Annotated in this window: 21 protein-coding genes; 1 reads left to right on the top strand and 20 read right to left on the bottom strand. The window is 36.7% G+C overall.

The annotated features are described in order from the left end of the window. Positions 1-67 precede the first annotated feature (67 nt). The 12 genes from recN to accB form a co-directional block, all read right to left on the bottom strand. A complete protein-coding gene (recN, locus tag MHH59_RS20915) occupies positions 68-1807 on the bottom strand; it encodes a DNA repair protein RecN (protein WP_002088564.1) in 1740 nt (579 codons plus the stop codon). 270 nt (positions 1808-2077) lie between these two features. Then, on the bottom strand, positions 2078-2527 hold the full coding sequence (gene argR, locus MHH59_RS20920; RefSeq protein WP_002015076.1) for an arginine repressor ArgR: 450 nt from the start codon (positions 2525-2527) through the stop codon (positions 2078-2080). A 142-nt stretch (positions 2528-2669) separates the two neighbouring features. Continuing rightward, positions 2670-3509: a TlyA family RNA methyltransferase gene (locus MHH59_RS20925; RefSeq protein ID WP_002015074.1), complete on the bottom strand. Its 840-nt coding sequence runs from the start codon at positions 3507-3509 to the stop codon at positions 2670-2672. 3 nt (positions 3510-3512) lie between these two features. Continuing rightward, positions 3513-5405, bottom strand: a complete 1893-nt coding sequence (dxs, locus tag MHH59_RS20930) for a 1-deoxy-D-xylulose-5-phosphate synthase (RefSeq protein ID WP_002129043.1) — start codon at positions 5403-5405, stop codon at positions 3513-3515. A gap of 308 nt (positions 5406-5713) precedes the next feature. Further along, entirely contained in the window at positions 5714-6607 is an 894-nt protein-coding gene (gene ispA, locus MHH59_RS20935; protein WP_002015072.1) for a (2E,6E)-farnesyl diphosphate synthase, read from the bottom strand. Then, positions 6607-6837, bottom strand: a complete 231-nt coding sequence (xseB, locus tag MHH59_RS20940; protein ID WP_000428422.1) for an exodeoxyribonuclease VII small subunit — start codon at positions 6835-6837, stop codon at positions 6607-6609. The genes ispA and xseB overlap by 1 nt, the downstream gene beginning before the upstream one ends. Continuing rightward, on the bottom strand, positions 6827-8185 hold the full coding sequence (xseA, locus tag MHH59_RS20945) for an exodeoxyribonuclease VII large subunit (protein WP_002015068.1): 1359 nt from the start codon (positions 8183-8185) through the stop codon (positions 6827-6829). The genes xseB and xseA overlap by 11 nt, the downstream gene beginning before the upstream one ends. 26 nt (positions 8186-8211) lie before the next feature. Further along, entirely contained in the window at positions 8212-9072 is an 861-nt protein-coding gene (gene folD / locus MHH59_RS20950; RefSeq protein WP_002067081.1) for a bifunctional methylenetetrahydrofolate dehydrogenase/methenyltetrahydrofolate cyclohydrolase FolD, read from the bottom strand. 23 nt (positions 9073-9095) lie between these two features. After that, positions 9096-9488 (bottom strand): N utilization substance protein NusB, encoded by a 393-nt coding sequence (nusB, locus tag MHH59_RS20955; protein WP_002067080.1) that lies wholly within the window; start codon positions 9486-9488, stop codon positions 9096-9098. Between the two features lie 348 nt (positions 9489-9836). Continuing rightward, positions 9837-10229 carry an Asp23/Gls24 family envelope stress response protein gene (locus MHH59_RS20960; RefSeq protein WP_000807630.1) on the bottom strand — a complete coding sequence of 131 codons (393 nt, stop codon included), beginning with the start codon at positions 10227-10229 and terminating at the stop codon, positions 9837-9839. Positions 10230-10251: 22 nt separating this feature from the next. Further along, positions 10252-11604: an acetyl-CoA carboxylase biotin carboxylase subunit gene (gene accC / locus MHH59_RS20965; protein WP_002015065.1), complete on the bottom strand. Its 1353-nt coding sequence runs from the start codon at positions 11602-11604 to the stop codon at positions 10252-10254. Between the two features lie 16 nt (positions 11605-11620). Next, the gene (gene accB, locus MHH59_RS20970; RefSeq protein WP_002129047.1) at positions 11621-12109 is read right to left on the bottom strand and encodes an acetyl-CoA carboxylase biotin carboxyl carrier protein; all 489 of its coding nucleotides are present in this window, start codon (positions 12107-12109) and stop codon (positions 11621-11623) included. Between the two features lie 471 nt (positions 12110-12580). Between accB and MHH59_RS20975 the strand changes: the two genes are divergently transcribed. Beyond that, positions 12581-12778, top strand: a complete 198-nt coding sequence (locus MHH59_RS20975) for a hypothetical protein (protein ID WP_012261697.1) — start codon at positions 12581-12583, stop codon at positions 12776-12778. 58 nt (positions 12779-12836) lie between these two features. Here MHH59_RS20975 and MHH59_RS20980 read toward each other — a convergent pair whose 3' ends face one another. Genes MHH59_RS20980 through spoIIIAA form a run of 8 tightly spaced genes read right to left on the bottom strand, consistent with a single transcriptional unit; the run spans position 12837 to position 18034 of the window. Then, positions 12837-13478 carry a SpoIIIAH-like family protein gene (locus tag MHH59_RS20980; RefSeq protein ID WP_340852254.1) on the bottom strand — a complete coding sequence of 214 codons (642 nt, stop codon included), beginning with the start codon at positions 13476-13478 and terminating at the stop codon, positions 12837-12839. 15 nt (positions 13479-13493) lie between these two features. Beyond that, entirely contained in the window at positions 13494-14156 is a 663-nt protein-coding gene (gene spoIIIAG, locus MHH59_RS20985) for a stage III sporulation protein AG (protein WP_002088572.1), read from the bottom strand. Beyond that, positions 14146-14778, bottom strand: a complete 633-nt coding sequence (gene spoIIIAF, locus MHH59_RS20990; RefSeq protein ID WP_002015059.1) for a stage III sporulation protein AF — start codon at positions 14776-14778, stop codon at positions 14146-14148. The genes spoIIIAG and spoIIIAF overlap by 11 nt, the downstream gene beginning before the upstream one ends. Before the next feature lie 12 nt (positions 14779-14790). Beyond that, complete coding sequence (gene spoIIIAE / locus MHH59_RS20995) at positions 14791-15963, bottom strand: stage III sporulation protein AE (RefSeq protein WP_002033983.1); 1173 nt, start codon at positions 15961-15963, stop codon at positions 14791-14793. Between the two features lie 10 nt (positions 15964-15973). Continuing rightward, on the bottom strand, positions 15974-16357 hold the full coding sequence (spoIIIAD, locus tag MHH59_RS21000; protein WP_078172833.1) for a stage III sporulation protein AD: 384 nt from the start codon (positions 16355-16357) through the stop codon (positions 15974-15976). A 23-nt stretch (positions 16358-16380) separates the two neighbouring features. Then, on the bottom strand, positions 16381-16584 hold the full coding sequence (gene spoIIIAC / locus MHH59_RS21005) for a stage III sporulation protein AC (protein WP_000020914.1): 204 nt from the start codon (positions 16582-16584) through the stop codon (positions 16381-16383). A gap of 14 nt (positions 16585-16598) precedes the next feature. Then, entirely contained in the window at positions 16599-17114 is a 516-nt protein-coding gene (gene spoIIIAB / locus MHH59_RS21010; RefSeq protein ID WP_002088574.1) for a stage III sporulation protein SpoIIIAB, read from the bottom strand. Further along, a complete protein-coding gene (gene spoIIIAA / locus MHH59_RS21015; RefSeq protein WP_002088576.1) occupies positions 17108-18034 on the bottom strand; it encodes a stage III sporulation protein AA in 927 nt (308 codons plus the stop codon). Before spoIIIAA ends, spoIIIAB begins: the two co-directional genes overlap by 7 nt. Between the last annotated feature and the right edge of the window lie 17 nt (positions 18035-18051).

Genomic DNA, 18051 nt, shown 5'->3' on the forward strand with positions numbered 1-18051 from the left:
CCTTGCAGCGCTTTATTTATAACCGGAAGAATTAAGAAATCGTCATTTGAGAAAAAAAAGCTATCCATTACTGGATAGCCTCTGCTGTCTGTTTGAAATGATGCGCTTGCGTAAGTAACTCTTTCGCATGCTCTGTCGTTAAATCTGTAATTTCAACACCAGAAATCATTCGAGCAATTTCTGTTACTTTTTCATCCGTACTTAACACAGTAACCGATGTAATCGTACGATCATTCGCCACTTGTTTTCTAATAAATAAATGAGAGTCCGCCATTGAAGCTACTTGAGGTAAGTGCGTAATACAAAGTACTTGCGAGTTTACTGATACACGATAAATTTTTTCCGCAATAGCCTGTGCAACCCGACCACTCACACCCGTATCCACTTCATCAAAAATAACAGATGCAACACCTTGATGCTTAGAAAAAATGCTTTTTAAAGCTAAAATAATACGAGATAACTCTCCGCCAGAAGCGACCTTTGAAAGTGGCTTTAACGGTTCACCCGGATTCGTTGAAATATAAAATTCCACATGATCGTAGCCATCCGCCGTAAGTTTTACCGGTGTTCCTTCCACGAGAGGTTCTTCTACATTTCCTACCCTCTTCATAATTCTCACTTCAAATTTCGTTTTTTCCATATATAGTTCTTTTAATTCTTGATGAATAGCGCTTGTAAGATGATCTGCAAGCTCATGACGCATAGTACTTAACAACGTTGCTTCTTTTACAATAACACCTTCTAATTTCGTTAACTGCTTTCTCGTCGTTTCAATATGTACGTCTTTATTTTCAATCGTAAAAATTTCTTGTTCAATTTTATCAGCATACGCTAAAATCTCTTCTACAGTATTTCCATACTTTCTCTTTAACATACGGATTTCATTCAAACGTGTTTCAATTTCATCTAGACGTTTCGGATCATATTCCATCATATCTAATTTTTCTCTAAGCTGGTATGCAACTTCTTCTAATAAGTAATAACTATTTGCAATAGAATCATGATTTTCTTGATACGCTTCATCTAAGTGCGTAATACTCTCCATTTGTCCCATTGCATTTCTTACGTGATCCAATCCCTGTCCGTCTCCACTTAACGAACGATACGCATCTCCTAATGCTTTATAAATCTTTTCAAAATTGGAGATTTTTAATCGTTCCTCAGTCAATTCATATTCTTCATCCATTTTTAAATCCGCCTTACGAATTTCTTCATGTTGGAATTGAATTAAATCTAGACGATGGGCCATTTGTTGTTCATTTTCACTTAAAGATTTCAGCTGTTTTTTTAACTTCTCGTAGTCTGTATATACATTTTGATATATGCCCAATTGTTTAACAATGCGATTTCCATCAAAATGATCAAGCATAAACATATGACGCTCTTCATTCATTAAATCTTGTGTTTCATGCTGTCCATGAATATCAACTAGCGTTTTTCCAATCTCTTTTAATATGCTGAGTGTAACAAGTTTCCCATTTACACGACAGACACTTTTTCCGTTCGCAGCGATGTCACGCTTCAAAATAATCATGCCATCTTCTATTTCTATATCTAACTCTTCTGCCTTTGCGATACATGGATGTTTGTCATCTTCTACATAGAATAAGCCTTCTATCTCAGCCTTTTCTGTTCCATATCGAACAAATTCTGCTGAACCACGGCCACCAACAAGCAAACTAATTGCATCAATAATAATGGATTTTCCAGCTCCTGTTTCACCACTTAAAACGGTTAAACCTTTTTGAAAAGAAATATTTAATGCCTCAATAATAGCAAAGTTTCTGATCGATAATTCCGATAACAATGCCCCATTCACCTCGTTATAAACTAATCCCCTATTAAGGGCTTTTCTCAGTATTCTTCATTCAAATAGTTATACTATATGTTTGTATGTATAAATTACTCTTCTAACCCGCTCCATTGTACCAAACATTCGTTTTACGGGTCAATCCACCTATTTTCTAACTTCATTCAAAAAAAATAATGTATTGTATTTGAAAATCCGTATTTTTCGCCAATAAAAATATCTTGTTTACTTTCCACTTTACAGAGGAAAGTAAACAAGATTTTTCTGTTAAAGCATATTTAAGAAACGATCAGAGACAACACCTGTATCTTCAGGTGTACGGCAAATAATTAAGCAAGTATCATCACCACAAATGGTTCCGACAATCTCATCCCACTCTAAATGATCAATGAGTGCCCCAAGTGAATGAGCGTTACCAGGCAATGTTTTTAGCACAAGCATATGTCCTGCCGTGTCTAATTTTACAAATGAATCCACTAGATTTCGTTTTAATTTTTGCAACGGATTAAATCGTTGATCTGCTGGCAAGCTATATTTATAGCGGCCATCATGTAATGGCACCTTCACTAAGTGCAGTTCTTTAATATCGCGCGATACTGTTGCTTGCGTTACATTAAACCCCACATTACGTAAAATATCAACTAGTTCATCTTGTGTTTCAATTTCTTTGTTAGCAATAATTTCCCTGATTTTAATATGGCGCTGACCTTTATTCATACATTTGCACCTCACACTATCTCTTACCATAGTTTAAACATTGGTATACTTCATTTATTTATGTTACCGTATAATCCATTACTTGTACACAATTGTTTTTACAATCATTATACGATTACAACAAAAAGAGGAACAACATATGTTATTCCCCTTTCCCTTTTTGTTTTAGAACATCATGTGCTTCTGTAACAACTTGCTCAATAGAAACCGGAGAATGATTTTCGCCATTCTCACGCTCACCGTGCCACTTTAGATGAATTAAAAATTCAATATTTCCATCCCCGCCTGTAATTGGTGAGAATGTTAAACCTTCGATATTATAGCCTTCCTTAAGAGCAAAATCGACAATCATTTCCACGACAGCTTCATGTACTTTTCTATCACGAACAATGCCTTTTTTCCCGACTTGTTCTCGTCCAGCTTCAAACTGAGGTTTAATCAATGCAGCTACATCACCATTTGGCATAAGCATTGTTTTTAAAACCGGCAATATAAGCCTTAATGATATAAATGAAACATCAATACTTGCAAACTGCGGTAAACCACGCTCTAAATCTGCCGGTGTCACGTAACGGAAGTTCGTTCGTTCCATCACAACAACACGCTCATCTTGACGCAATTTCCACGCAAGTTGATTATATCCTACATCTAATGCGTAGGATAACTTCGCCCCATTTTGAAGCGCACAGTCTGTAAAACCACCAGTTGATGAACCAATATCTATCATAACCTTATCTTGTAAATCAAGTTGAAATGTTTCTAATGCCTTTTCAAGCTTATAACCACCACGGCTTACATACGGCATGACTTGCCCTTTCACCGTAATCTCCGTATCTTGTGAGATTTTCTCCCCTGGCTTATCGAGTCTCATTTCATTCGCATATACAAGACCTGCCATAACAGCACGTTTAGCCTTCTCACGCGTTTCTATAAGCCCTCGCTCTACTAATAGTACATCTACTCTTTCTTTTTTTACGCTCATTTGTTACGCCCTTTTTTGTTTTGATGGAATCATTGTATGAATACGGTCTACAACAGCATCTGTTGTTAAACCAATTTCTTCTAACAGTTTTGTTACACTACCATGCTCTATGAAGCGATCAGGAATACCCATTCGTTCAATTAAAGCACTATGGTATCCGTTCTCAGAAGCAAATTCAACTACTCCCGTTCCAAAGCCACCGATTAAACAAGCCTCTTCAATCGTTAAAATCGGTATATTTTTCCCTAAAAGCTCATGTAAATATGCTTCGTCCATCGGCTTAATAAAGCGAGCATTCACTACTTTCACTGATATTCCAGCTTGTTCAAGACGCTCAGCTGCTTCCATTGCCATCGGGATTGTCGTACCAAACGTTAAAATTGCTGCTTGTGTGCCTTCTTTTAACGTTTCCCATGTACCGATTGGAATCGCCTTTAATTCTTCATCCATTTGAACGCCAAGTCCATTTCCGCGTGCATAACGTAAAGCAATCGGCCCATCTTCGTATTGCATCGCTGTATATACTAAATGTTGACCTTCATTTTCATCTTTCGGCATCATAAGCACCATATTCGGCAAGTGACGTAAAAACGCGATGTCAAATACACCTTGATGCGTTTCACCGTCTGCTCCTACTAATCCAGAGCGATCTATTCCAATAAAAACGTTTAAATTCTGGCGACAAATATCATGAACAACTTGGTCATATGCTCTTTGTAAAAATGTTGAATAAATTGCTAAGAACGGCTTCATCCCTTGTGTTGCCATACCAGCTGCCATTGTTGTAGCATGCTGCTCTGCAATACCTACATCAATCATGCGATCCGGAAATTCTTTTTGGAATTTCTCAAGTTTCGATCCAACAGGCATTGCAGGCGTAATTGCAACGATACGTTCATCCGTTCTCGCTAGCTTAAGCACTGTTTCACTAACAACAGCACTCCATGCTGGTGCAACTTCTTTCGGTTTAACGAAGTCACCTGACTCAATTTTATACGATCCTGTTCCATGCCAAGTTCCAATAACGTCACTTTCAGCTGGTTTATAACCTTTTCCTTTTTTCGTAATAACATGAACAAGTACTGGGCCTTTTGTTTTCTTTGCATATTGCAACGTTTCGAATAACTTTTCATAATCATGCCCATCGACCGGACCTAAATATGTAAAGCCTAATTCTTCAAAAAAGACGCCTGATACTAGTAAATATTTTAGACTATCTTTTATTTTCTCTGCTGTCGCAGCAACTTTCCCGCCGACTGCTGGGATTTTCTTCAATATATACTCTAGTTCATCTTTTACCCAATGGTACTTCCCTGCGGTACGTAAACGACCAAGTACATTATGAAGTGCACCGACGTTTGGTGCAATTGACATTTCATTGTCATTCAAAATAACAATCATGTCCGTTTTTTCATGCCCAATGTGGTTCAATGCCTCTAAAGCCATTCCGCCTGTTAATGCACCATCGCCAATGATTGGTATAACGTATTCTTCCGTTTTCTTTAAATCACGTGCTAGAGCCATTCCCATTGCAGCAGATAACGACGTTGAACTATGACCAGTTTCCCAAACATCATGCTCACTCTCACAGCGTTTTGGAAAACCACATAGACCTTGGTATTGCCTTAATGTGCCGAATTCTTTCGCACGCCCTGTTAAAATTTTATGTACATAGGATTGATGTCCTACGTCCCATAAAAACTTATCTTTCGGACTATCAAATAATTTATGCAGAGCAATTGTGAGTTCTACTACACCTAAATTAGGTGCAATATGTCCACCTGTTTGAGAGAGCTCTTCAATTAAAAACTTACGAATATCCTCACTCAACCCCTCTAGTTCACTGATAGACATATCTTTCAAAAAACTAGGGTTTTGAATTTGCGTTAGATCCACATGGATCACTCACTTTCATTTCATAATCTGTCAACATGTCAAATATTATAAGAAACATTTACACAACACAAGAAATTATCTTTTCTATTCTTTTTATCTTGTCCTGCTTTCAGAAAACACTTCCATTTTTTCACTTATCATATTATACATCATATTTCTTTACGTGATGAAAAAAATAGCCGCTAACACGAAGTGATAACGGCAATGTAATCTACATATATTTTTGCCAATAACAAGAAAAGAAAAACCTTTTCCTACATTTATATCATAAAATGATGAATGACTCAACAAATGGAAACGCTGTTATATTAGTTATTACGTTTTGCGATTAAATCACAAATAGATAGTAAATATTCATCTTGTAATTGTAAGGAGCTAATAGAATCTTTTGCTTTTGCAATTTTCTCCTCTAAAATAGATTTTGCTCTATCTACAGTAAATAACGTCGTATATGTGCTCTTCTCGTTGGAAGCATCACTACCAATCGGTTTTCCAATCTCTTCTTCTGTTCCTTCTACATCCAAAATATCATCTCTAATTTGGAAAGCTAGACCGATATATTTCGCAAATGCAAGTAACTTCTCTTCTTGCTCTTCTGTAGCATCAGAAAGTATCGCGCCTGCAAGTACAGCAAACTCAAGCAGTTTACCTGTCTTATGATTATGAATGTACTCTAATTCATTAATTGTAAGTCGTTTTCCTTCAGCTTCCATATCTGCCACTTGTCCAGCAACCATTCCTTCAGGTCCTGCTGCTTTCGCAAGCTCAAGTACAAGTCTTACTTTTTTTTCAGCAGAGATTTCTTTTTGCTCATATGCCATAATAACTTGAAAAGCATATGTCAACAAACCATCTCCCGCTAAAACTGCCATTGCTTCACCAAATACTTTATGATTTGTAGGCTTTCCTCGTCTTAGATCATCATCATCCATACAAGGTAAATCATCATGAATTAACGAATATGTATGAATCATTTCAAGGGCACAAGCTGCACCCACTCCAAGATTTCTTTCTTTCCCAAACGCTTGTAACGTTGCAAATAAAAGTAACGGGCGGAGACGTTTCCCACCCGCTTCCAAAGAATATGCCATCGCTTCACGAAGCACATTTGGACATTGTAATTCATTTGCATAGCTTACAAGCTTTTCTTCTACGAAAGTTTTACTCTCTTTCAAAAAAGCATCAAAAGCTATATGTGTCACTATGCTTCATCTCCTAAAGCAGTAAACGGTTTAAGCTCTCCATCTTCCCCAAGGATAACTGCCATTTGTTCTTGTACATCTTTCAATTTCTCATCACAAAGCTTAGATAATTCCATGCCTTCCTTAAAATAAGAAATTGCTTCCTCTAAAGGTACATCACCTTGTTCAAGCTTAGAAACGAGATGCTCAAGCTGCGAAATTGCTTCTTCAAAGCTTAACTTATTTTCCATTATTCAATTCACGCTCCTCTATGCTTGATACACTACAATCTAGTATTCCATCTTGTAATTGAACCGAAACAGCATCTCCAAGGCTAACATCTTTCACGCTTTTTAATACTTGTTTCTCTTCATCGTATACAAGCCCATACCCTCTCATCATTACTTTAAGCGGGCTTAATACCTCAAGCTTTTGAGCCGCTCTCACAAATACGAACTCCTTCGTTTGAAGTAATGTTTGCATTTCACGTTGCAACTGCTTTTGCAACGTTTCAATTGCCGTTTTCGTTTGTATAATTTTTTGAGATGGGTGGTGCTTTTCTAAATAAAATGAAAGTTGCTTTAATTGATTTACTTTTTTATCTATATAACGCTCTTTCGCTAAAACAAGTTGTTCAAGAGCCCTGTCTAACTGCTCTTCTTTTTGCTCGTACACTTGCCTTGGATAACGGAACGCATAAGATTTTTGTAACACTTGCAGTTTTTCTTCTTTTTTATGTACTCTCTCTCTCATTGCTCTTTGCAATCTCAGAGTTCTTTGTAATACCTTTTCTTGTAACTCTATAGTATTAGGTACCGCCAACTCAGCTGCTGCAGTCGGTGTTGGTGCACGTAAATCCGCGACAAAATCTGCGATTGTAAAATCTGTTTCATGGCCTACAGCCGAAATAATCGGAATCTCACTTGTGAAAATTTCTCTTGCAACTACTTCCTCATTAAAGGCCCATAATTCTTCAATAGAGCCTCCACCACGCCCAACAATTAAAACATCAATATCTCCCATTTCATTCGCTGTACGAATTGCTTGTACAATCGAGGGAGCTGCTGACTCCCCTTGTACAAGTACAGGAAACACAATAACATTTCCAATTGGATAACGACGTTTAATTGTTGTTATAATATCGCGAATTGCTGCTCCTGTTGGCGACGTGATTACACCTATTGTTTTAGCATACGGAGGAATTATTTTTTTATAAACTTGAGAAAACAAGCCCTCTTCCTCTAAACGAACTTTTAATTGCTCATAAGCTAAATGCAAGTTTCCAATTCCGTCAGGCTGCATGTCTTGAATATAAATTTGATAAGAACCACTCGCCTCATAAACAGAAATCTTTCCTTTTACAAGTACTTTCATTCCATTTTCCGGTCTGAATTTAATGTTACGATTATGACCCGCAAACATAACCGCTGCAATTCTTGCATTTTCATCTTTCAATGTAAAATACATATGACCACGACTATGATATTTAAAGTTGGAAATTTCTCCTTTTAACCAAACAGACTGTAAATGCGGATCATACTCTATTTTTGTTTTAATATAGCGTGTTAATGCTGTAACGGTTAAATATTGTTTCTCCATTTCTCTCTCCTCATAGCCGATTCAAATTATTGACAAACAACACCTGCACGCTTTGCAGACTCCACAGTGTTGTGAAGAAGCATTGTAATAGTCATTGGGCCGACTCCTTTTGGCACAGGCGTAATGTAACCTGCAACGTCTAATACATTGTCAAAATCAACATCACCACAAAGTTTGCCTGTTTCTAAACGGTTAACACCAACATCAATTACAACCGCACCCTCTTTAATATAGTCAGCTGTTACCATTTTCGGTCGTCCAACGGCTACGATTAAAATATCAGCTAACTTCGATAATTCTTTTATATTTTGCGTCTTAGAATGACAATATGTGACAGTTGCATTTTCATTTAAAAACAGTTGCCCCACTGGTTTACCAACAATATTACTTCTTCCAATTACAACAACATGCTTTCCAGAAATATCAAGATTCGTTTCTTTTACTAATTCTAAAATGCCATGCGGTGTACATGGAAGGAATGTGTCTTGTCCCGTCATCATACGTCCTACGCTGATTGGGTGAAATCCATCTACATCCTTTTCCGGTGAAATTCTTTCAATGATAGCTTTTTCTTCAATATGTTTTGGTAAAGGTAATTGTACCAATATGCCATTAATGCGGTCGTCTCCATTTAAGCGATCGATTTCAGCAAGCAAACGCTCCTCAGTAATCGTTTCAGGAAGTTCTATTAGCTCTGAATAGATTCCTACTTGCTCACAGCCTTTTTCTTTTCCTTTTACATAAGAACGAGATGCTGGATCTTCTCCAACTAAAATAACTGCTAATCCTGGTACAATCCCTTGCTCTTTTAACTTCACAACTTTTTCTTTTAATTGTGCTCGTTTTTTCTCCGCAACTTCATTTCCTTTGATGATTACTGCTACCATTTTAAGTTTCCCCCTTAAAGAAATTACAGTGTATCTTTTATATTAGATAAAACGCCGTTAATAAAACGACGAGATTCCTCATCCCCAAATGTTTTTGCGATTTCAATTGCTTCGTTAATTGTTACATTGTGCGGAATTTCTTCCATGTATTTCATCTCACACACAGCTACACGTAAAATACTGCGATCAACAATACTAATACGCTCAAGCTTCCACTTTTTTAAATTTTGACGAATTGCTGCGTCAATCTCTTCTTTGTTGTCTACAAATCCTACAACAAGTGATTCTAGAAACTCATTTGTTTCTTCGCCTTCATCTAGCGTATTTTCCACCGCTACTTTCGGTTCTAATTCACCTGTAATATCCATTTGGTATAATGCTTGCATTGCTCTTTCTCTAGCCGTCCTACGTTTCATTGTAACTCTCCTTTATACTTCAAGTCTTTCCTTATGTTTTGTTATATTATTATAATTTATAAGCCGTCAATTCACTTACTCTTGCAGTTTTCATTGATTTTCCAACCTTATAATACAATGATAATAACACAATTTATCGTTTCACACACGGGGTACAAGGCTGAAAAATAATAAAAAGATTAACTTCAAGTTCCATATCTTATCACAATGTACGTTTTTTGGAAAAATGAAACATACCGTTTTATTTTTCTTTTTTTTTGAAATAGTATAATAATTAGAGGGTTTTAATTTGTGAAGAAATGAAACGATAAAAAAGATGCCTATTTTACTAGGCACCTTTTTCCACTCTTACACTGGTTCGATTTCTGTTTTTTGTGTTTCGAATGTTACGCCAACGATGTGAACGTTCACTTCTTTTGGCTCAAGTCCTGTCATTGTAAAGAGTGCTTGGCGAATATTGTCTTGAATTTTTTGTGCAACAACCGGAATCGCTACACCAAAATACATCACAACATAAAGGTCAACAATAATATCTTCGTTTGCTAATTCAACCTTTACACCTTTACCATGATTTTTCTTACCTAACTTCTCAACAACATCTGTAGCAAAATTACCACGCATTGCCGCTACACCTTCTACTTCAGCAGCTGCAATACCTGCAATTACTTCGATTACTTCTGGTGCAATTTCTACTTTTCCAAGAGTTGTATCTTGACCCATATCTAACATATGTTCAGCCATGAAAAAAACCTCCTTTAATGTATCACTGCGTCACAAGTTCATGCTCTTCCAAAAATTTCGTGTTAAACTCACCTTTTACAAAATCAGGATGCTCTAGCAATTGCAAATGGAACGGGATTGTTGTATGTACGCCTTCAATGACAAACTCACTGAGCGCTCGCTTCATTTTTGCAATTGCCTCTTCACGTGTTTTTCCGTGAACAATTAATTTAGCAACCATCGAATCATAGAAAGGTGGTATTGAATATCCCGGATATACAGCTGAATCGACGCGAATACCAAATCCGCCTGGTGGTAAGTACATTTCTACTTTACCTGGAGATGGCATAAATTTTTTGGCAGGGTTTTCCGCATTAATTCGACATTCCATTGCCCAACCATTAAATTGTACTTCTTCTTGCTGTAACGATAACTTTTCTCCAGAAGCAACAAGAATTTGTTCTTTAATTAAATCCATCCCTGTTACCATTTCAGTAACTGGATGTTCAACTTGGATTCTCGTATTCATCTCCATGAAATAAAAGCTTTTCGTTTTATATTCATAAATAAACTCAACCGTACCAGCACCTGTATAATCAACCGCTACCGCCGCTTTAACTGCTGCCTCACCCATTTGCTTGCGAATATTCTCATCAAGTGCAGGTGATGGACTTTCTTCTAATAGTTTTTGCAGACGGCGCTGAATTGTACAATCACGCTCTCCCAAATGAATGGCATTTCCATGTGTATCTGCCATTATTTGAATCTCAACATGGCGGAAATCTTCAACGTACTTCTCCAAGTATACACCAGGGTTCCCAAAAGCGGTACTGGCTTCTTGCTGTGTAATTTGAATTCCTTTTACAAGCTCTTCTTCATGGCGCGCAACACGAATACCTTTTCCGCCGCCACCTGCAGTCGCTTTAATGATAACTGGATATCCAAGTTGATTAGCAAGCTCGATCGCTTCTTCGGTATTTTTAATAATCCCTTGTGAACCTGGTACAATCGGAACCCCTGCTTCTTTCATTGTATCACGTGCAACGTCTTTTGTGCCCATCTTTGAAATGGCTTCTGGGCTTGGACCGATAAAAATCAAGTTACACTCACGGCATAATTCTGCAAAATCTGCATTCTCTGCTAAAAATCCATATCCCGGATGAATTGCATCACAACCTGTTAATTTCGCAACACTAATAATGTTCGTCAAATTTAAATAGCTTTCTTTTGAAATCGTTGGTCCAACACAATACGCTTCATCTGCAATTTGCACATGAAGTGACTCTTTGTCTGCTTCTGAATAAATTGCAACTGTTTCAATATCCATTTCTTTACAAGCACGAATAATTCGTACAGCAATTTCCCCACGATTGGCTATTAATACTTTTTTTATCATCACAAAGACTCCCTTATTACGCTTTTACAAGAAATAGCGGTTGTCCATACTCAACAAGCTGTCCATTATTAACAAGAATTTCAACAATTTCGCCCTCTACATCTGCGTCAATTTCGTTAAATAATTTCATAGCCTCAACAATACATACGATAGAATCTTTCGATACTCTGTCCCCAACACTTACATATTGAGGTGTATCAGGCGAAGAAGAGGAATAAAATGTCCCTACCATCGGTGATGTGATTTTATGTAGGTTTTCATTTTGAACAGCTGTCTTCTCTTCTTGTTTTGGCGCTTCTACTTGCGCTGCCGCTACTGCTGTTTCTACTTCGACAGATGCTGCTGGCTGTACTACCTGTTTCGTTACCGGTGCTTGCACAGTAACTACTTCATTACCACGTTTTTTCATTTTGATTGTTGTACCGTCTTTTTTGTATTCAAATTCATCAATATTAGAGCTATCAATTAATTTAATTAATTCACGAACTTCTTGAATTTTAAACATGTAAAATCCACTCCCATACTCTTGTTTGTCCCGTTTTTACAGATTGGCATCAAACTGATTTACTGTAAAAATACGATGCATTCTATTAGAAAATTTATTCCTATGACATTTACTAATAGAAATATTTACTATTCCCATCTTACGCTAAATTTTTTAAACATTCCAATTTATATTTCTTTATTATAAATCGAAATTCCTGTAAAAATATTATTCCACTAAAAAATTATTACCTAGTAATAATACCAAGTTTCACACGAAATTGGCAAGACCACTTCCTAAAAAACATTCTTTACTTTTTCAAAACTGCAAAGTGTAAAAACGTAATTCCCTCAGCATTCTTCATTTTATCTACGGTAAAAAAACATATTTTTACCAAATATTATTTTTTTGTTTACGCGCCGTTCATTCTTCCTTCATAAAAGAATAGTATGTTCAAAGTGTAGCAAATTTATTGTAGTGAGGTGCGGACATATGATATGGCTCATCCTGTTCTTGCCTGCCGTAGTGATTTGGACATTGGTCCTCTTCATTCACGTCAAATCTGGAAAAACTAATCACCATCATCACGAACCATTAATCTTTTACTCACAGCGTATTTCCCCGTTTCCAATTGAAAATACTAAATACAACTGCAAAGATGAAATAGAAAAAAGCTATCGAAAACGATAGCTTTTTTCTATTATTCTTTTATCTAATTTGAAGCAGCAACACCTATTATAATTTCAATTTATTTTACTGATGGATCAAATTTCACACCTACATCTTTTGAACCACCTTCACTTCTTACGAGCTGAATAATTTTATTCGCTTCTTTTTGTGAATGCTTTGCCGATTTAACTGTTACTTTAATGTCCGTTCCATCAGCTCTTACAAGAGCATCCTTATATCCGCCTTGAGATTTAATCACTGTCTCAAGTAATTGTTGCTTCGTTTCCATCGTAGTGATTGCATCAAGATTATCTTTCGCTTTACTCTTTTCTTCTGCTGAAGATTTTGATGACTTCATTACATTTTGTAACTTTTCTTTCTCTACACTACGCTGATCTTCCATTTGCATACGTAGCGCTGTAAAATTCTCATCGCTTGATTGAACTGTTACGCTAGCCTCTTTTTTACTTGTTTCTTTTTTGTCTGTTTCTTTATTTGTAGTTTCCTTGCTTGTATTTTCTTTTGTTGTCTCTTTATTTGTAGTTTCTTTCGTTGTTTCTTTTGTAACTGCTTTATCAACACCTTGCTTTTCTTGTCCCATCTTTTCACCCGTTGCCGGTGCTGCTGTATTCATTTTATCAGGAGTTGTTACGTAATAAACAGATAGTACAACCACTAAACTTAACATCGTTAATAGCCAAACCGTTTGTTTTTTTAACACTTTATTTCCTCCCTATCAATTTTTCGGTGATACTGAAACGCGATGAGCTGGTACATCTAATAATCGCGTCACAGCTTCTTTTACCATTGCTTTTATTTGTATATTATCCACTCCCTTTGCTACGACCAGAACACCTCGTACTTTCGGTTTCTCTGTTCGCAAAACAATTGGAGTTTCTTTATCACCTTCACGTATAATGACTGTCTTTTCATCAAGAGACTCGTCTTCTACTTCCCTTTTCCCGCCTGCTTTATCAGTTTCACCTGTCGTTTGTGAACGTTTTACTGTATTTTTCTCGAGTATTTTTTCTTCAGATGAATCTAAGTTCACTTTAATAGTTACATCTTTTACTCCGGCTATCTCTTCTAAAGAAGCTTTCAATTCTTGTTCATACGCTTTTTCGTATTTTTCTACATTTGACATATTATCATTGTTTTTTTGACCGAAAGTTGGTACATCTTTATCTTGGCTTTGACTTGTCTTTTCTTTAAACACAGGCACTTCTTCTTTTTTAGGTGATAAGAAATTACTAGAAAACATAAGCGCAATCCCAAGTATGAGTAGGACAAGCAAAAACTTAGGTGTTACCTTTTTCCCCTTCTCATTACTTTCTTTTCCATCCCCATTTAATAAGTTTCGAAAAAATGAGAACCTCGAATTTTTATCTTTATTGTCCATTTACGCTACCTGTCCTCCCTTCCATCTGAACTTGGATTTGTTTATCCTCTAGTTGCCACCTGCTTGAAAAGAAATCTTTCATTTCTACATTCGTTTCTTCTATTTTTTTTGGAGGTTCTTTCATATTAATTTCAATTGGCTTTACTGTTTCGATTGCATCATTTTTACTACGTTCTTTTTCTTTCAACGTCACAACAACAGATTGAATATCTTTCGCTGACTTTACTTCTTCTGCATGTTCCACTGCGACTATTTGTATTTCAGAGACTGTCATACCATACTTTTTCTCAAACTCTTTTCCTACGTCTTTTTTCATTTTGGTAGCCATCTCTTCTAAACTATATGCACGTGTTAGAGCTTGTATTTCTTTTTTCTTCGAATCTATCGAATTTTTTACAGATCCATCTGCTACGTACTTTTCCTCATTGAAATTTGCGATAACTTCATTTACATCTGTTTGTAACAACTTAAATAGAGGCGTTAAAATTAATACGACTAACAATAGACTTACAACGAATTTAACGTACTTTTGCAAATTTGAATTTGGAAGAATAAGATGAAGCATTGTCGCTAAGAGTAAAAAAACGATAATATTTCTAATCCACTCTGTAACAAATTGCATACTCTTCACCTCCTACCGCATCATGAGAGTAATGTTCCCGGCAGCAATAATAATTGTGATACTTAAAAAGAACATAAATGATACGATAGCTAAGCAAGCAAATACGTAAATGATACTTCGTCCAATGATATCTAAACATTGAATAATTGCTCCTCCGCCTACCGGTTGCAATACTGCTGCTGCGAATTTATAAATAAACGCGATACAAAAAATTTGAATCGCTGGGAAAGCGACAATTAAGCATAAAATAACGAGCCCGATAATTCCGACTGTGTTTTTTAATAATCCAGATGCACTAATAACAGTATCCGCCGCCTCAGTAAACATCCTTCCTACTACAGGAATGAAGTTTCCTGTTACAAATTTAGCCGTTTTCACAGCTATACCATCAGCAACGGCTGACGCTGTTCCCTGTACAGATAATACGCCTAAAAAAACCGTCAAAAAGATACCAATAATCCCAACACTAACGTTTTGCAAAAGCTTGGACAATTTCGTAACTTTATATTGATCACTCATCGTGCTTACAATACTTAATATAGTTGCAAGTAATAAAAGTGGTAGAACGATATAGTTCATAAGAAGCCCACTCGTATTCATTAAGAAAATGATAATCGGATGAAAAAACGATACAGAAACAACACCGCCGCCTGTTGCTATGAGTGCGAGTAAAATTGGTAATAACGCTAGTATGAAATCTACCATTGTTTGTATCGTCTCTCTTGCATATGTCATGACGACATAAAAACTATTTAAAGCGAAAATAATAAGTACCATGTATACGACTGCATCAGCGATTTTACTCACGCTACTCTTTGAAAAAGCAGATTGCAACGATTGCAACAATGCACTGAAAATCGTGAGCATAATGAGCGTTCCAAGTAACTTTCCATTTGCAACAAGCTCATGAAATAAATATTTTAGTAGACCTATCATCCACTCTTTTATGGAGAACTCTTTTTCTCCCTTTACAAACTCCATAAAGCTTCCTTTTTGACTCTCTGGTAAATAGCCTCCATACTTTGTAACAAGCCCGTCCCAAAATTGCTTCACATCTTCAATTCCGAGCTTATCCAATTGTTGATCAACGACGTTTGTTTCTATAGGAGAAGCTTGTACAACAATCGGTAAAGAAAAGAAAAGGAAGCAAGCAAATAATAGCTTAGCTCCAAACTTCCTCAACATTCACTCCCCCTTATCCCGTAGGTAAAAAACCGAGAATTGTTTCAATTACAACCGTCAAAATAGGAATTGCCATGACGAGAATTAAGATTTTCCCAGCTAATTCAATTTTCGAAGCGATTGCACCTTGACCAGCATCCTTTGTAATTTGCGCACCAAACTCAGCGATATAAGCAATCCCTATAATTTTCAATAACGTTTCTACATATACGTTGCTAACCTTCGCTTCACTCGCCACTCTCTCAATCATTTGTAAAATAGAATGAATTTGATCGATTAAGAGAAGAAACATCATGCTACCAATGAACACAATAAATAACGATGTAATACTAGACTTATGCTGATTTAAAACAGCAGCTAAAAATGTAGCAACGAGGCCTAATCCGACAATTTGTATAATTTCGATTCGAACCGCCTCCTTTACTGGAAGAGAAAGACACTTTTAATCTTGTCGAATAGAGTATTAATTAAAAATGCAACATGAAACAAAATAACGACAAAACCGACAAGGATAACCCAATTTGCAATATCCTCTCGCTTTAATTCTTTTAGTACAGTATGAATGAAAGCTAAAACAATGCCGATTCCGGCGATTTGAAATATTAATCCAACATCAATGGACATCGCCTTTCTCCCCCCTATAGCAGTAAAATTACGATAAGTAGCCCTGCTAGTACCCCTAAACTCTTTATCATTTTTTCATATTGTAGTTGTAATGCTTTCGCTTCTCCTTCTTCTCTCTCCAAATGTGTAATACATAAGCGAATATGTTTTTGCTGTGATTCACGATCATGTTGTCCAAGTGTTTCACCAAATTGTTGTAAGATTTCATACTCGGTTTGTTTAAACGCCGTTAACGTCCAGTTCTCCTTCAAACTATCAATCCAAGCTTCTCTAACTGTTTGCTCCCCGTCCTCTAGCCGTTTCGAAAAGCTTTGAAATATCCAATTTAACGGCTTCGGCATTTGTTTGACTAAACGCTCTGCAGCCTCAGATAACGGCGTGTGTCCATACATAATTTCAGCTTCTAATGATTGCAATGCTGCCTTCAATAACCTAAGTTGCCGCGGTCTCTCACTGTACCTTTTAGCGTATGAAAATCCGAAAAAAGTGCTAACAGCAACTATTAATACCGCACCAAATATTTTCACCATACGCCTTGAACCTTTCTATGGGATAATACTGGTTTTCCATCTCTATCTTTCACTTGCATAACTGTTCCTGGCCCTCTCGCTTTTGATAATTCCACAAACCTATCAAATACACCAAGTTCCAGCACCGCCTGTAACGATGGACGTTTCACAACGTCATCATAAGAAAATCCATGTGCACTTATAAAAAGCTGAACACCTGCATGTACCGCCTCCATAATCGCTTCACTATCTTCTTTACGTCCAATTTCATCTACGATTAATATGTCTGGGCTCATAGAACGAATCATCATCATCATTCCTTCAGCTTTTGGACAAGCGTCTAATACATCTACTCGCACGCCAAAGTCATATTGTGGGATTCCTTTCACACAACCCGCAATTTCTGATCGTTCATCAACAATCCCCACTTTACATGAAGGAATTTTCGAAGCACTTACACCTTGACTCATACAGCGTGCTACATCTCTTAAAAGTGTTGTTTTCCCCGTTTGCGGTGGGCCAATTACCATCGTGTTTAACCATCGCGATTCATAAAGATATGGCAGAAGCGGCTCAGCAATCCCTATTTTTTGACGGGCAATACGAATATTAAAAGAAGAGACATCCCGAATCATTTTCACTGCACTTTTTTCTGTAATGACTTTTCCAGCTAGGCCAATTCTATGTCCTCCTCGTAGTGTCACATATCCACGTTTCAATTCCTCTTCCATCGTATAAATTGAGAATTGGCTTAATTTATTCAATAAATGGATCGCATCTTCCGCTGTAGCGATATAGTCATAGAAAAACACTTCTCCATGTGCGATACACTCTAGTGGCCTTCCAATTCGAACGCGAATTTCCTCTAGAGTATCGTATTGTTTACAGCCTTCAACTAACTGTTTCATCGTTTTCGGTAAAACTTCTAATACTTCTTTCATAAGCTTCTCCCCACTAT

The organism is Bacillus sp. FSL E2-0195, assembly GCF_038003645.1.
Classification (GTDB): Bacteria; Bacillota; Bacilli; order Bacillales; family Bacillaceae_G; genus Bacillus_A; species Bacillus_A mycoides.

Excerpts from the sequence above, each read along its gene's own strand:
- argR (WP_002015076.1), bottom strand. The coding sequence starts at position 2,527 with ATGAATAAAGGTCAGCGCCATATTAAAATCAGGGAAATTATTGCTAAC.
- MHH59_RS20925 (WP_002015074.1), bottom strand. The coding sequence starts at position 3,509 with ATGAGCGTAAAAAAAGAAAGAGTAGATGTACTATTAGTAGAGCGAGGG.
- xseB (WP_000428422.1), bottom strand. The coding sequence starts at position 6,837 with ATGGAAAATAAGTTAAGCTTTGAAGAAGCAATTTCGCAGCTTGAGCAT.
- xseA (WP_002015068.1), bottom strand. The coding sequence starts at position 8,185 with ATGGAGAAACAATATTTAACCGTTACAGCATTAACACGCTATATTAAA.
- folD (WP_002067081.1), bottom strand. The coding sequence starts at position 9,072 with ATGGTAGCAGTAATCATCAAAGGAAATGAAGTTGCGGAGAAAAAACGA.
- nusB (WP_002067080.1), bottom strand. The coding sequence starts at position 9,488 with ATGAAACGTAGGACGGCTAGAGAAAGAGCAATGCAAGCATTATACCAA.
- MHH59_RS20960 (WP_000807630.1), bottom strand. The coding sequence starts at position 10,229 with ATGGCTGAACATATGTTAGATATGGGTCAAGATACAACTCTTGGAAAA.
- accC (WP_002015065.1), bottom strand. The coding sequence starts at position 11,604 with ATGATAAAAAAAGTATTAATAGCCAATCGTGGGGAAATTGCTGTACGA.
- accB (WP_002129047.1), bottom strand. The coding sequence starts at position 12,109 with ATGTTTAAAATTCAAGAAGTTCGTGAATTAATTAAATTAATTGATAGC.
- MHH59_RS20975 (WP_012261697.1), top strand. The coding sequence starts at position 12,581 with ATGATATGGCTCATCCTGTTCTTGCCTGCCGTAGTGATTTGGACATTG.
- spoIIIAG (WP_002088572.1), bottom strand. The coding sequence starts at position 14,156 with ATGGACAATAAAGATAAAAATTCGAGGTTCTCATTTTTTCGAAACTTA.
- spoIIIAF (WP_002015059.1), bottom strand. The coding sequence starts at position 14,778 with ATGCAATTTGTTACAGAGTGGATTAGAAATATTATCGTTTTTTTACTC.
- spoIIIAE (WP_002033983.1), bottom strand. The coding sequence starts at position 15,963 with ATGTTGAGGAAGTTTGGAGCTAAGCTATTATTTGCTTGCTTCCTTTTC.
- spoIIIAC (WP_000020914.1), bottom strand. The coding sequence starts at position 16,584 with ATGTCCATTGATGTTGGATTAATATTTCAAATCGCCGGAATCGGCATT.
- spoIIIAB (WP_002088574.1), bottom strand. The coding sequence starts at position 17,114 with ATGGTGAAAATATTTGGTGCGGTATTAATAGTTGCTGTTAGCACTTTT.
- spoIIIAA (WP_002088576.1), bottom strand. The coding sequence starts at position 18,034 with ATGAAAGAAGTATTAGAAGTTTTACCGAAAACGATGAAACAGTTAGTT.